Here is a 14,395-nt window from a genome sequence, read left to right as displayed (position 1 = left end):
GTAAGTATAGGGAAAGGACTCTCTCCTCTCCCTACCATTGTACACTACTATTCCTTTATTTTAAAACAGATTTCACGTACTCTTGTACGAATGATAATGCTTCGTCTACTTGAGCAGGGTTTTTACCACCAGCTTGCGCCATATCCGGACGACCACCGCCGCCACCGCCGCAGCGAGAAGCAACCTCTTTCACAAGTTTACCAGCATGGTAACCTTTTTCGATTAAGTCTTTCGTTACACCTGCAAGAATGTTAACTTTATCGTCATTTACTGCTGCTAATACAACAACTGCAGATTGTAATTTATTTTTCAAATCATCCATCATCGTACGTAAGTTGTTCATGTCTTGAACGTTTACTTTTGCCGCTAACACGTTCACACCATCGATAGAAACGACAGAATCTGTTAAGTTTCCAGCTTCGATGTTACTTAATTTTGCAGCAAGAGATTCGTTTTCTTTTTGAAGTTGTTTCACTTCAGCAAACATGCCATCTACACGCGTTAAAATATCTTTTGGATTTGTTTTCATTTTGTTTGCTGCTTCTTTTAATAAACCAACTTGCTCGTTCATTAATTCATATGCAGCTTTACCTGTTACCGCCTCAATACGACGCGTTCCTGCTCCGATACCAGACTCAGCAACAACTTTGAAAATACCAATAGAAGCTGTATTGTCTACATGACAGCCACCGCAAAGTTCTAAGCTGTAGTCACCAACTTGAACAACACGTACAACGTCACCGTACTTTTCACCAAATAGTGCCATTGCGCCCATTGCTTTTGCTTCTTCAATTGATTTTTGAGAAATCTCTACATTGATACTTTCCCAAATTTTCTCGTTTACAATACGCTCAATCTTTTCAAGCTCATCCGCTTGTACTTGACCGAAGTGAGAGAAGTCAAAACGAAGACGCTCTGATGTTACAAGAGAACCAGCTTGGTTTACATGTCCACCAAGTACATCTTTTAATGCTTGGTGTAATAAGTGAGTTGCTGTATGGTTTTTCACAACTGCACTACGGTTTTTCAGATCGATTACAGCTTTTACCGCTGCATCTTTCGTTAATGTACCTTCTTCTACAACAACTTTGTGTAGGTTTTGACCGTTTGGTGCCTTTTGTACGTCTGTAACGAGTACTTTCACACCGTCAGCTAATAAGTAACCACGGTCCGCAATTTGTCCACCGCTCTCAGCATAAAATGGTGTTACATCTAACATTAATTGACCTTCTTCGCCAACTTGTAAGCTATCTGTATACTCACCATTTTTCACAAGTGCAACAACGTTACTTTCTACAGCCATTTCGCTGTAACCAATGAACTCACTTGCTACTTTAATTTCACCAAGAACGCCGCCTTGTACTTGCATGGAATCAACATCTTGACGAGCTGCTCGTGCACGCTCACGTTGTTTTTCCATTTCTGCTTCAAAGCCGTCTTGATCAACTGTCATACCAGCTTCTTCTGCATACTCTTCTGTTAATTCAATTGGGAAACCGTACGTATCATATAGACGGAATGCATCAACGCCAGAGATAACCGTTGTCTTCTCTTCTTTTGCTTTTGCGATTACTTCTGCAAGAATTGCTTCACCATCATTTAACGTTTCATGGAAGCGCTCTTCTTCGTTCTTCACAACACGTGCGATGAAGTCTTTCTTTTCTAGTACTTCTGGGTAGAAGTCTTGCATTACTTCTCCGACTACTGGTACTAATTCGTACATAAATGGGCGGTTAATGTTTAATTTCTTTGCATAACGTATAGCACGTCGTAATAGACGACGTAATACGTAGCCACGCCCTTCATTAGAAGGAAGTGCTCCATCACCTACCGCAAATGTTACTGTACGAATATGGTCAGCAATTACTTTGAACGCTGTATCTTTTTCTACATCACCAGCACGGTATTTTTCACCAGAGATAGACTCTGTGCTACCGATGATTGGCATGAATAAATCTGTATCAAAGTTCGTTGGCACATTTTGTACGATAGATACCATACGCTCAAGACCCATCCCTGTATCGATGTTTTTCTTTGGAAGTGGCGTGTATGTGCCATCAGGGTTATGGTTGAACTGAGAGAATACGAGGTTCCATACTTCTAGGTAACGCTCGTTTTCTCCTCCTGGGAATAATTCTGGATCGCTTGGGTCGTTACCGTAAGCTTCTCCACGATCATAGAAAATTTCTGTATTCGGTCCACTTGGGCCTTCACCGATATCCCAGAAATTTTCTTCTAGACGAATGATACGTTCTTTCGGTACACCCATTTTTTCATTCCAAATTTCAAATGCTTCATCATCTTCTGGGTGAATTGTAACAGATAAAAGTTCTTTATCGAAGCCAATCCATTTGTCGCTTGTTAAGAATTCCCAAGCCCATGTAATCGCTTCTTCTTTAAAGTAGTCACCAATTGAGAAGTTCCCTAACATTTCAAAGAATGTGTGGTGACGAGCTGTTTTACCAACGTTTTCAATATCGTTTGTACGAATTGATTTTTGTGCGTTTGTAATACGTGGATTTTGCGGAATCACACGTCCGTCAAAATATTTCTTTAATGTTGCAACACCACTGTTAATCCATAGTAGAGATGGATCTTCATGTGGAACTAATGATGCACTTGGCTCTATTGCATGTCCTTTTTCCTGGAAAAAATCTAAAAACATTTGACGAATCTGTGCGCCTGTTAATTGTTTCATATGTAGTTCCTCCTTTAATAAAGTAGATGTAAAAAAACAAAAAACTCCCGTCCCCTATAGCAGGGACGAGAGTTGACTCGCGATACCACCCTGATTATGAAATACAAAGCGTCACCTTTTAGATGCGCGTCATCACAGTATTTCATCACCTCAAGTTGCCGTAACGTGGCAAGACGGCAGTAATTAGCTGCTCTCAGGATTAGCTTTCTGTTACCCTTCATTTAAAACTTCTTTCAGCCAGTGGAAGTTTCTCTCTACAAATGGACTGTAACGTACTCATTCCGTCATCAATTTACATAAATTAAACTATATGCCACGATTGTAGCGAATCCACTGTTATTTGTCAATGTTTCCAAAATGGCTTTATATGCATAATAACCGTTCGAATGACCGCCAAAATAGGTACGGATAACAAAAGGCCGACAACACCTGCGATTTCCCCTCCAACAAGAAGGGCAAACATAATAACAACAGGATGCATATGAAGCGACTTCCCAACGATATAAGGCGATAAAATGTTACTTTCAACAAACTGCAAAATGATAATCGTAATCGTGACCTTAATTACTAATTTTGTTGATACTGTAGCTGCAATCATAAGTGCTGGAATCGCCCCTAAAACTGGACCAAAATACGGAATGATATCCGTCACCCCAACAATAATTCCAAGAAGAAGCGGATATTTCAAACCAATAATCCAAAACAAAATAACAGCCACACTTCCTAAAATAAAGCAAACGAACAGTTGTCCGCGAATATAGTTACCAAGAGATGTATCAATTTCCCTTGCGAGTTGTTGCCCATCTTTTCGCCATTTTTCCGGAACGAGCTTCCAAAAGATATGATAAAACTCACCGTAGTCCTTCAATATGTAAAACACAATAAATGGGATTAAAAAAATAATAAGTAATGAATCCAGTAGACCTCTTGCCGTACTCATCGCTTTATCTAATATACTTTGTAACTTTGCTTCAATCCCAATCGTCATCTCTTTAATTTTCTCACCGATAAACTGCGGAAAGTTTTCTGTTTGCTCTGTTACACCATCCATCCAACCATCATACATGCTAACAAACTGTGGAAAGTTCGAATTGATTTCTTGTAGCTGCGCAATTACAGCTGGCGTCCCTTTATAAACACCATAACCAACCCCGCCAAAAAATAGAACATATATAAGTAAAATAGCGAACGTACGTGGCATCCCTTTTTCATGTAATTTCTCAATTAGTGGATGAAGTAAATACGCAATAAAACAAGCGATAAAAAATGGAGTAATTGCTACTTTAAAAACAAACAAAATCGGTTCCCAAAGCGGCTTTATTTTCAAGAAAACAAATAAGCATAAAAAGATTAATAATAATAAACCAAGGCGATAAATCCAAATGATTTTAAGATTCTTCATACGAAAAACCTCCTCCACCTCTAGTTTGAAGAGAAATGAAGCAGGTTATGTGTAAAACTTCTCGTACTAAAAAAATTTATTTACGGCGATATTGTTCATAAAGGCTGTACATATATTTAGAGAAAAAGGAAAGGAGAATACTATGGTTTGGACAATGCTTCTATTATCAGCTACTTGTATGATATTGGAGTGGGTTTGTATTGGATTTGGCATTTGGAAAGGTTTCTTCGTCCATAGTTCTAAAAAAGAACGAGCAAAGCAACTTCTTTACTATAGTGCACTTGGAATTGGATGTTATTTTTTATCTTATCTTTTCTCTGAGATTGGTCTGTTTCTTCTTCATAAAGGTACTTAAAAGCTCTCTTAGGCATAAAGGAGGTATCTTGTCCAAAAAATAAAAAGAGGTAAGAAAAGGAGCTGATTATTGCTTCTCAACCAACCTCTCTGTACCTCAACAAATTACGTTTATAAATAAGATTTCAACATCTTACGCGCCTTATTCACATTGCGCTTTGAAAGTAAATTTTGTCTACGTGCATATTCATATGCCGCAGCTCCAAGCCCTAACGCAATGATTGACGATCTCCACTTCAAAGTAAAACCCCCTTTTGTTATCCGATCGTTCGTTCATCTTCCTCAAATAAGTCGTCTAAAGAACTTAACGAACCATCTTCTTCAACTTGATGTGTATGGATTTTCCCCTTTGAAATTGACAATTCAATAAAACAAGTCCAGCAATAGTATTGATTGACACCAATTTTGCCGATATCTTTACCTTTACAGTTTGGACAACTAAGCATATAGCGTTCATCTCCTTACAATCTCCCGTATTCTATTACGCCATTATGTCCAAACTGCATATGTTTATACATAACATGTACGCGGCTCCTCCTATAATGAGCAGCCGTGTACAATCATGTATGAGTAGTCATGAATGGAAGGTTCACTATATAATTTCGCCCTGCTACATGAAATCATACGGTGAAATGTTTTCCACATCCATTTCCTGTCCGTTCACTTCTACAAAAATCGGTTCCTGCGCTTCTTCTTTCCCTTGTAGCCTTTGGCAAAGCGTCGTTTGGCGCATTGCATCATCAAGACGATTCACGCCGGACTGAAACGCCGATTCTTCCCCGCAAATAATTAAAAACTTTTTACTTCGAGTGATCCCTGTATACAATAAATTACGACGCAGCATTCTATAATAACTTTTGACAACAGGCATAATCACAATCGGAAATTCACTTCCTTGCGACTTATGAATGGAACAACAATACGCATGTGTAATTTGACCTAAATCTTGCTTTGTGTATGTTACTTCAATGCCGTCAAATGAGACGATAACCATATCTTGCTTCTCAACATTTTCTTTTGCATAAAAAATTGAAACAATCTCGCCAATATCACCGTTAAACACTTGGCTTTCTGGCTGATTCACGAGCTGAAGTACTTTATCACCCGTTCGGTATACAACTTCTCCATAGGCAATTTCTCGGCTTTTCTCCTTCTTCGGATTAAACACTTCTTGTAGCGCTTCGTTTAACGTATTAATTCCAGCTGGTCCTTTATACATCGGTGCCAGCACTTGTACATCACGGGCACTGAACCCTTTTGACTGCGCATTTTCACAAACTTTCTTCACAACATCAACAATTTGTGCGCCTGTACAGGCAATAAAGGAGCGATCCGTTTTATTTTGCGTTACATCTGGCGGTAGTCCCCCGTTTTTAATCGCATGGGCGAGCTGAATAACAGAAGATCCTTCTGCTTGCCGGTAAATTTCTGTTAACTTCACTGTTGGAATCGCTTTAGATTCTAATAAATCTTTTAATACTTGTCCTGGGCCAACTGATGGCAATTGATCTTCATCTCCAACGATAATAACTTGCATCGTTGAAGGTAATGATTTAAAGAGCTGATTCGCAAGCCACGTATCAACCATGGAAAACTCATCAATGATAAGCAATTTCCCTTGTACAGGGTCTTCCTCATTTCGCTGGAATGCTCCTTCTGGTGTCCAGCCAAGTAGACGATGAATCGTACAAGCTGGCAGCCCAGTCGACTCACTCATTCGCTTTGCTGCTCGTCCAGTTGGTGCTGTTAATAAAATCGGAAACGGATTATCATCACTATAATCTTTCGGACTTAATGATAAACCGTGAAGAGCTGCATACATTTCTACAATCCCTTTAATAACAGTTGTTTTCCCCGTTCCAGGCCCCCCTGTTAAAATCATCATTGGATTGTGAAGTGCAATTTGAATCCCGTCTTGCTGAAGAGGGGCGTACTGCACACCAAGTTGTTCTTCAATTTTCCCAAGTGTTAATAAAATTTCAGCCTCGGGAAATGAAGACGGTTCCTCTTGTGCCATTAAACGGTTCACCGATTTTACAATCCCTTTTTCTGAGTAATACAAAGAAGCTAAGTAAATGCGCTCCTCTTCTACAATCAATTTCCCTTCACTTTGCATTACATCCGTACAAGTAAGCACATCATCTTCTGTTACAGCGACATCCTGATTATTTAATAGCTCCAATGTCTCTCTTACCAATTGCTCTTTATCCATGTACACATGTCCTTCTTGCAATGACACGTGCTCCAGTGTATAAAAACAACCAGCACGAACACGGTCCATATGATTACCAGAAATACCAAGCGCTCGTCCAATATCATCCGCTCGCCCAAAACCAATTCCATCTACTTCTTCAATAAGCTGATACGGATTATTACGAATCACTTCGAGCGTCATTTCTTTATACTGTTGATAAATTTTAATTGATAGCTTTGTTCCAAAACCATAACCACTTAAAAAGCTCATCACCTTTTCAAGGCCTTGATGTTCAAGAACTGTGTCATAAATTTCTTGTGCTTTTTGTTTATTTACAATCCCCTCTAATGCAGATGGGTCATCCATAATTTTTGTAATCGCATGTTCCCCGAGATGTTCCACAATTTTTTCAGCTGTTCGTTTTCCAATACCTTTAAACAAATCACTCGCTAAATATTGAATCATCCCTTTTTTCGTTTGTGGCAATTCTTTTTTAAACGTTTCAACATGATACTGTTTTCCGTACTTTGGATGTTCTTTAAAGTGCCCTGTTAATGTGAACACTTCATCTTCATGCATGCGCGGAAAATGACCAGTAATCATCACTTTTTTCTCATCGTGCGTTTCATTCGTTTCAATAATTTTCATACTGACAACGGAATAGAGGTTTTCTTCGTTGTGGAAAATGGTATGAAGAACTTGCGCTTTTATAAATTTTTGCTCTTCCTCAAACAAATCCATTGCGTCTTGGTTTTCCATATGGCCTCTCCTTTCCGGCTCATTTCACTTTAACGAGCAGTAGTACCCCCACCTTATAAGATGAGAGCTAACCGACCGCTAATACTTATTATCCTTCTTGCTCTAATAAACGAATACCGTTTCCCGCTAAGAAATGATCCGGCTGAATTTCAGTCGCTTTTCTAAAGAATTCAAGCGCTTTTTCATTATTTTCTTCAAATACATACGCAACACCTAAATTGTAATACGCATCCGCATACTGTTCATCAAGCTGAAGCACCTTTTCAAAGTAAGGTTTTGCTTCCGCAATATGTTCCAATCGTGCAAGACATAATCCACATTGGAATACCGCTTCTACATCATCGCTATTTAGCTCAGCTGCTCGTTGTAAAAATGCAAGTGCTAAGCGATCGTTACCAAGCTGCACATATGTAATACCAAGCATAAATGCACCGTCTGCTGTTTGTAAGCCAGCTTGCATTGCGCTTTCGAATGCTTCTTTCGCTTCTTGGAATTTCTCTTCTTGATAATAGACGTTACCTAAACCGTAATAAGCCGCTGCCGATTTTTCATCGAGCTCGATTGCGCGTTTATAAAAAACAATTGCACGCTCACTATCTCCTAATACGTCTAATAAATTTGCAAAGTTTACATAGCCAAGTGCGTCTTTTGGATTTTCTTCAATTGCCTCTGTAAAACTTTTTGCAGCTTCTTCCCATTTTCCTTCTTGCATATATTGAATGCCTGTTTCAAGCTTGTTTGACATAGTAATCACCTCTACACAAAATTATAACAAAGATTATGTTTCTACCGCGAACAAAAATTCGCTATGCAAAAAAGAAACCTCTGACTCATACAAGACAGAGGTTCTTTCTATGTTAACCTAAATAATCTAATTGCTTACCCTTGCGATACACTTTATCAATTGTCGCACCGCCTAAACATTCATCTCCATCATAGAAGACAACTGCTTGCCCAGGCGTAATTGCGCGAATTGGCTCATCACAAAGAATACGAATTGTATTATCATCAACGATTTGAACTGTCACACCGTTATCCGCTTGACGGTAACGGAATTTCGCTGTGCATTTGAATTCGCTCACTTTCGACTTATCACTTACCCAACTCACGTTTGTTGCGATAACTTCATCGCCATACAATAATTCGTTATGGAATCCTTGATCAACGTATAAAACGTTATCTTTCAAGTTCTTTCCGACAACAAACCATGGATCACCGTTACCACCAATACCAAGGCCATGACGTTGTCCAATTGTATAGTACATTAAGCCATCATGTTTGCCTTTTACTTCGCCATCTAATGTTTGCATCATACCTGGCTGTGCTGGTAAGTAGTTACTTAAGAAATCTTTAAAGTTACGCTCACCGATAAAGCAAATGCCAGTACTATCTTTCTTCGTCGCTGTCGCTAAACCAGCTTCTTTCGCCATTTCACGGATTTGCGGCTTCGTAATTTCACCAAGTGGGAACATCGTTTTTGATAATTGTTCTTGACCGAGCTGATTTAAGAAATATGTTTGGTCTTTATTATCATCAACGCCGCGCAACATTTTAAATTCACCATCACGCTCTGTCACGCGCGCGTAGTGACCTGTTGCCACATAGTCTGCACCAAGTGCCATCGCGTGCTCTAAAAAGGCTTTAAATTTAATTTCTTTATTACACATTACATCTGGATTTGGTGTGCGACCTGCGCGATACTCATCTAAAAAGTACGTAAATACTTTATCCCAGTATTGTTTTTCAAAGTTTACTGCATAGTATGGAATGCCGATTTGGTTACATACTTCGATCACATCGTTGTAATCTTCTGTTGCTGTACATACACCATTCTCGTCTGTATCATCCCAGTTTTTCATAAAAATTCCGATTACATCATAGCCTTGTTGTTTTAATAACATCGCTGCTACAGATGAATCAACGCCACCGGACATTCCGATGACAACACGTGTATCTTGAGGTAGTTTGTTCATCATGTCACCTCCTATGCTAATTGTGTGCTAACCGTTTTACGATTTTCACTGTTTCATGCGCTGCTTTTTGCACTTGGTCTTTCGTATTGCCAAGGCCAAAGCTAAACCGCACAGATGAACGTATTTTATCGGAACCTTTTCCAAACATCGCTACCAATACATGTGATGGGTCAATCGAACCTGCTGTACAAGCAGAACCGCTCGAAACAGCAACGCCAGCTAAATCTAAGTTCATTAAAAATGTTTCAATATTCATTCCTGTAAAACTTACATTTAATACATGTGGCAGACGATATTCTAAGTTTCCGTTTACCTCGAAAGCAATGCCTTCTTTTTGAAAGACAGATATCATTATATCTTTAAATTCATCATACTGGGCAATTTTTTGCTCATAAGTTTGCCTCGCAATTAAAATTGCTTGCTGAAGTCCAGCAATTCCCGGTACATTTTCTGTTCCAGCACGGCGTTTTCGCTCTTGCTCTCCGCCACTTAATAACGGTTCAAACTTCACATGTTGCCCAGCATATAAAAAGCCCACACCTTTTGGACCATTAATTTTATGACCAGAAATCGATAATAAATCAATTCCCAATTCTTTTACATCAATTGGCATTACACCATATGCTTGTACTGCGTCCGTATGAAAATATGCGCCATGTTCTTTTAATACCGCTCCAATCTCTGCGACTGGCTGCACTGTTCCGACTTCATTATTTCCAAACATAATAGAGACAAGAATCGTCTCTTCCTTTAACGCCTTTTGCAAATCTTGAATGGAAATACGGCCCGTTTCATCAACCGGTAAATACGTAACTGTAAAACCTTCAGCTTCTAGTACGTGACACGTATGTAAAATAGCATGATGCTCAATTTCAGTCGTAATAATATGTGTTCCTTTATGGCGATTGGCACGAGCTACTCCTAATAAAGCTAAATTGTCAGCTTCTGTACCACCGCTTGTAAAAATAATTTCATTTGGATTTGCATTGATGCTGCGCGCGCATGTACGTCTTGCTTCATCTACCACTTGGCGACTTTGACGTCCAAAAGCATGAATACTCGACGGGTTTCCAAATACTTCTGTCATATATGGAATCATCTTATCAACTACTTCTCTATGAGCCGGAGATGTCGCAGCATGATCTAAATAAATGCGTTCCATGTAATCTCCTTCTTTCCAAATCGTTACACACGGAATTAAATGTAAAACATATAACCGCCGTGATTTTCTTCTTCATAACGCACTAAATCCTCTAGTGTTGTGCTATCTAATACTTCTTGAACCGCATCGCGTACACGAATCCATAATTGACGCTGCGCTGGTTCTTCTTCATCTAACATTTCTACAACATTAATTGGACCTTCTAATACACGAATCACATCACCAGCTGTAATGTTTGCTGGTTGATCAGATAATACGTAACCACCGTAAGCACCACGCGTACTTTTTACAAGGCGGGCATTACGAAGCGGAGAAATTAATTGTTCCAAATAATGCTCAGATAAATCATGTGCTTGAGCAATTGATTTTAATGAAATTGGGCCCTCTCCAAATTTTTTTGCAAGGTCGATCATAATTGTTAAACCGTAACGGCCTTTCGTCGAAATTTTCATCTATTAGGCACCTCTTTTCAAATTTTTCACTTCTCTTATTTCATACTAACTTTCTAAAAAGAATACGATATAAATCCTGATGAAATTATAGCATAATATAATATTAGAAGGAATTTCAATCCACATACGAAAAAACAATCCAAAGATTATAAATTAGAGTATGTACTAAGATGAAGATGGATAAAAAAAGAATTCTAAATCCATCATTCAAAAACAGCAAATTCTTTATCTATTGAAATGCAGCTATTTTCAGTTCATAAAGTAAACATAAAGTGAAACTTTAATCAGTGGGGGGCTTCTCCATCCCCACTGATTATTAGCCCGACCAATCGGGCTTTTACGTGCTGTGTTATCCCCCACCTAAACTTCTTCGCACTCCTCAAGTTTTGAGGTGGGAGTATTACAGCACGTTAATGCGGGATAAAAAAAGACAACCTATAACAAGGCTGTCCTTTCCCATACAATACTATTCTTTACTATCTTCTAATTCAACAACTCCACGTGCAATCGCCCGAATATTCATTAAGTGTAATGGACCAATATTATCCGAAGTAGATCCACCACCAATCGCACCACACCCTAATGTTAATGCTGGAATAAGATTTGTAGAAGCACCAATCCCTCCTAGAGCACCAGGTGAATTGACAACCATGCGTGAAACAGGTTGTGTTAATGCACATCTCTTTATAATGTCTTCATTATTAGAATGAAGAACAAACGTATGACCTTTTCCTTCATTCATTAATAATTCGGTACATCTTGCAAGTGCTTCCTCTAACGTTTTTTCTGTATAAAAAGCTAAAATTGGTGTTAACTTCTCTCTTGAATACGGATTATGCTTTCCTACCGTCGTCTGTTCAGAAATTAATACTCGTGTTCTAATTGGAATAGATAAGCCGACTAAATTCGCGACAACTTGTGGGGATTTCCCAACAATTGCTGGGTTCATTGTTCCGTTGTCTCTTAAAATAAAGTGTGATAGCTTCTCTGATTCTTCTTTACTTAAGAAATAAGCTCCTTGCTTTTTAAACTCTTCTACAATCGCTTCTTTTAACTCTTCTTCTACAACTACAGCTTGCTCTGATGCACAAATGACACCATTATCAAATGTTTTACTATCTATAATACGCTTAACCGCTAATGGAATATCAGCTGATTTTTCAATAAATGCTGGAGCATTTCCAGGACCTACTCCAATCGCTGGTGTCCCTGAACTGTAAGCTGCTCTCACCATCGCTTCTCCACCTGTAGCTAATGTTAACGCAACATCATGATGAGACATTAATTCATCAGTTGCTTCCTTCGTAGGAATTGTAATACAGCCGATAATACCTTCCGGTGCTCCAGCTTGAATCGCTGCTTTTTTCATAATACTTACCGCTTCAATAATTGACTTTGCAGCCATTGGGTGCGGTGAGAAAATAATAGCATTCCCTGCTTTTAATGCTATTAATGCCTTATAAATAACAGTAGATGTTGGGTTTGTTGACGGAATTAAAGCAGAAATAACTCCTAAAGGGACAGCCACTTCCATTACTTGTTTTTCTATATCTTCCTTAAGAATACCAACTGTCTTTATATCTTTTATATGTTCATACACTACTTCACTTGCAAATTTATTTTTTATCACTTTATCTGAGTAATTTCCAAAACCGGTTTCTTCACTTGCTAATTTCGCTAATTTTTCAACTTCTTTTTGTGCACTAAGCGCCATAGTACTAATAACTTGATCAATTTGCTCTTGTGTAAAGTTTGCAAAAATCTTTTGAGCTTGCTTTGCTTTTACAATAAGTCCTCGTACTTGTTCAATAGATTGTAAATCTTTAAATGCTAATGCCATTTTATATTCCTCCTTAATTTTATCCCGTATCAACGGGCTATAATACTCCTACCTCAAAACTTTGGAGTATTGAAAAAGTTTAGGTAGGAGTATTATAGCCTGATTCATTCATCTAACACTCCGTAGGGAATAACACCCCTACGAGTGAAATTTCACTTTATAGGAATAATAATCCACCCTATATACTCATTTCTTCTATTAAGTAAAATCTCTTATTGACACCTCCATAATAAAATATTTTTTTTACGGATTTTATGAAAAATTTGATATGTTTTTGTACTTTTTATACTTTATTTATTTGTATTTTTTTATATATAAATATTATTATTAAAATAAAGGAGGAATAAGCATGACTATACTGCAAAATGCTCAACTTAATGATATGATCAATCATGAACAACTTGAACAGACACTCAAACAATTCAGTGAATGTATCAAATTACCTATTCGTATTATTAATATTCAAGGAAATTCCATTCGTACTAAGGATGCACTTATCCCTTTTTCTAAACTACTATACACATTAGACGCAGGGAATAACTCATACCGAAACTTCGATTCTAAAATAGCATTTCAAGCGATGCAAGAAAAGAAAACACTCACTTATATAGATCCAAACGGCTTAACTAATTGTGCTGCACCTATATATGTAAGTGATATGTATATTGGGGCTGTAATTATCGGACAAGTGCTACTTTGTAAAAAGAAGCAAGATTATTCAATTACTTTACAATCATTGTCCGTTCACTTCGATATAGATTATCAAGAACTGCAAACAAAATCCCAAGGTATACCAGTCATAGATAATTTACAACTTGAACACATAGCTGGGTTTACAAAGCATATCGCACAACATATTAGTCAAATGATTGAATTAAATATTACAAAATATGGATTACAACAAGAAAAGCGTGAAAGAATGTTATTAGAATATGAAAAAAAAACAATCGAGAAAACAAATTTTCTCCCAAAGACGAATCCAAAGTTCCTGTTCACAACATTAAATACCGCTGCTCGACTTGCACTTATTGAAGACGCACCGAGAACAGAAGAACTTATTTTCACTTTAACAGAATGGCTTCGATCCTATACAAACAACGAAGAACAGTTACAAAGGTTCGGAGATGAAGTTGATAATATTAAAAAGTACTTAGATATCGAAATGCTAAGATATGGTGAACGAATACATTATGAGATACAAATAGATAACACTATACTACCCTATAAAATACCTATAAATATTTTATTACCCATTGTAGAAAATTGCTTACAGCACGGATTAAAACATAAAAAATCTGGCGGAAAAATCACTATATCAGGTTCACTTGGAGAAAAAAGTACTATTATTATAAAAATTTCAGACAATGGAAAAGGAATCGATCAGCACATTATACCTTTATTGCTGGAAACAAGCTATTCAGCTTCTTCCTTTTTCCCTAGTAGTCTATATAGTATAAATCGAAACCTACAGCAAAAATTCGGAAAAAACTTTGGCTTAACAATTGAAAGAAATCTTCATCTCGGCACAACAGTCTCAATCTCTATTCCACGCATTTGCTAA

General features: G+C 37.8%; 12 protein-coding genes. 2 read left to right on the top strand and 10 right to left on the bottom strand.

Annotated features, from left to right (window positions below; all coding sequences use genetic code 11):
• Positions 1 to 55: 55 nt before the first annotated feature.
• Both alaS and BAMA_RS10000 read right to left on the bottom strand, forming a co-directional pair.
• Positions 56 to 2,698, bottom strand: coding sequence for an alanine--tRNA ligase (gene alaS, locus BAMA_RS10005; protein ID WP_034638702.1), 2,643 nt, complete (start codon positions 2,696 to 2,698; stop codon positions 56 to 58).
• Between the two features lie 343 nt (positions 2,699 to 3,041).
• A complete protein-coding gene (locus tag BAMA_RS10000) occupies positions 3,042 to 4,100 on the bottom strand; it encodes an AI-2E family transporter (protein ID WP_034638701.1) in 1,059 nt (352 codons plus the stop codon).
• Between the two features lie 142 nt (positions 4,101 to 4,242).
• Between BAMA_RS10000 and BAMA_RS09995 the strand changes: the two genes are divergently transcribed.
• Positions 4,243 to 4,455 carry a hypothetical protein gene (locus BAMA_RS09995; protein WP_034638699.1) on the top strand — a complete coding sequence of 71 codons (213 nt, stop codon included), beginning with the start codon at positions 4,243 to 4,245 and terminating at the stop codon, positions 4,453 to 4,455.
• 110 nt (positions 4,456 to 4,565) lie between these two features.
• Here the strand turns inward: BAMA_RS09995 and BAMA_RS09990 are convergent, their stop codons facing one another.
• From BAMA_RS09990 to BAMA_RS09955, 8 genes are all read right to left on the bottom strand, one after another.
• Positions 4,566 to 4,694 (bottom strand): YrzQ family protein, encoded by a 129-nt coding sequence (locus BAMA_RS09990; protein ID WP_034638698.1) that lies wholly within the window; start codon positions 4,692 to 4,694, stop codon positions 4,566 to 4,568.
• A 17-nt stretch (positions 4,695 to 4,711) separates the two neighbouring features.
• Entirely contained in the window at positions 4,712 to 4,900 is a 189-nt protein-coding gene (locus tag BAMA_RS09985; protein WP_034638696.1) for a hypothetical protein, read from the bottom strand.
• 164 nt (positions 4,901 to 5,064) lie between these two features.
• Positions 5,065 to 7,407, bottom strand: coding sequence for an SF1B family DNA helicase RecD2 (gene recD2 / locus BAMA_RS09980; protein WP_034638695.1), 2,343 nt, complete (start codon positions 7,405 to 7,407; stop codon positions 5,065 to 5,067).
• An 88-nt stretch (positions 7,408 to 7,495) separates the two neighbouring features.
• Positions 7,496 to 8,152: a tetratricopeptide repeat protein gene (locus BAMA_RS09975; protein ID WP_034638694.1), complete on the bottom strand. Its 657-nt coding sequence runs from the start codon at positions 8,150 to 8,152 to the stop codon at positions 7,496 to 7,498.
• A 112-nt stretch (positions 8,153 to 8,264) separates the two neighbouring features.
• Positions 8,265 to 9,380: a tRNA 2-thiouridine(34) synthase MnmA gene (gene mnmA / locus BAMA_RS09970; RefSeq protein ID WP_034638693.1), complete on the bottom strand. Its 1,116-nt coding sequence runs from the start codon at positions 9,378 to 9,380 to the stop codon at positions 8,265 to 8,267.
• 16 nt (positions 9,381 to 9,396) lie between these two features.
• On the bottom strand, positions 9,397 to 10,542 hold the full coding sequence (locus BAMA_RS09965; RefSeq protein ID WP_034638692.1) for a cysteine desulfurase family protein: 1,146 nt from the start codon (positions 10,540 to 10,542) through the stop codon (positions 9,397 to 9,399).
• A gap of 35 nt (positions 10,543 to 10,577) precedes the next feature.
• Entirely contained in the window at positions 10,578 to 10,994 is a 417-nt protein-coding gene (cymR, locus tag BAMA_RS09960) for a cysteine metabolism transcriptional regulator CymR (RefSeq protein ID WP_034638691.1), read from the bottom strand.
• A gap of 466 nt (positions 10,995 to 11,460) precedes the next feature.
• Complete coding sequence (locus BAMA_RS09955; protein WP_051758918.1) at positions 11,461 to 12,834, bottom strand: acetaldehyde dehydrogenase (acetylating); 1,374 nt, start codon at positions 12,832 to 12,834, stop codon at positions 11,461 to 11,463.
• Positions 12,835 to 13,183: 349 nt separating this feature from the next.
• On the opposite strand from BAMA_RS09955, the gene BAMA_RS09950 reads away from it, so the two are divergent.
• Complete coding sequence (locus BAMA_RS09950) at positions 13,184 to 14,395, top strand: sensor histidine kinase (RefSeq protein ID WP_034638690.1); 1,212 nt, start codon at positions 13,184 to 13,186, stop codon at positions 14,393 to 14,395.

The sequence above is a fragment of the Bacillus manliponensis genome (genome assembly GCF_000712595.1).
Lineage (GTDB): Bacteria > Bacillota > Bacilli > Bacillales > Bacillaceae_G > Bacillus_A > Bacillus_A manliponensis.
Note: the sequence above shows the minus strand (reverse complement) of the source record. Positions and strands in the feature narration are given on the sequence as shown.

What these genes read in the sequence shown, in the direction of transcription:
- alaS (WP_034638702.1), bottom strand. Translation starts at nt 2,698, where the DNA reads ATGAAACAATTAACAGGCGCACAGATTCGTCAAATGTTTTTAGATTTT.
- BAMA_RS10000 (WP_034638701.1), bottom strand. Translation starts at nt 4,100, where the DNA reads ATGAAGAATCTTAAAATCATTTGGATTTATCGCCTTGGTTTATTATTA.
- BAMA_RS09995 (WP_034638699.1), top strand. Translation starts at nt 4,243, where the DNA reads ATGGTTTGGACAATGCTTCTATTATCAGCTACTTGTATGATATTGGAG.
- BAMA_RS09985 (WP_034638696.1), bottom strand. Translation starts at nt 4,900, where the DNA reads ATGCTTAGTTGTCCAAACTGTAAAGGTAAAGATATCGGCAAAATTGGT.
- recD2 (WP_034638695.1), bottom strand. Translation starts at nt 7,407, where the DNA reads ATGGAAAACCAAGACGCAATGGATTTGTTTGAGGAAGAGCAAAAATTT.
- BAMA_RS09975 (WP_034638694.1), bottom strand. Translation starts at nt 8,152, where the DNA reads ATGTCAAACAAGCTTGAAACAGGCATTCAATATATGCAAGAAGGAAAA.
- mnmA (WP_034638693.1), bottom strand. Translation starts at nt 9,380, where the DNA reads ATGAACAAACTACCTCAAGATACACGTGTTGTCATCGGAATGTCCGGT.
- BAMA_RS09965 (WP_034638692.1), bottom strand. Translation starts at nt 10,542, where the DNA reads ATGGAACGCATTTATTTAGATCATGCTGCGACATCTCCGGCTCATAGA.
- cymR (WP_034638691.1), bottom strand. Translation starts at nt 10,994, where the DNA reads ATGAAAATTTCGACGAAAGGCCGTTACGGTTTAACAATTATGATCGAC.
- BAMA_RS09955 (WP_051758918.1), bottom strand. Translation starts at nt 12,834, where the DNA reads ATGGCATTAGCATTTAAAGATTTACAATCTATTGAACAAGTACGAGGA.
- BAMA_RS09950 (WP_034638690.1), top strand. Translation starts at nt 13,184, where the DNA reads ATGACTATACTGCAAAATGCTCAACTTAATGATATGATCAATCATGAA.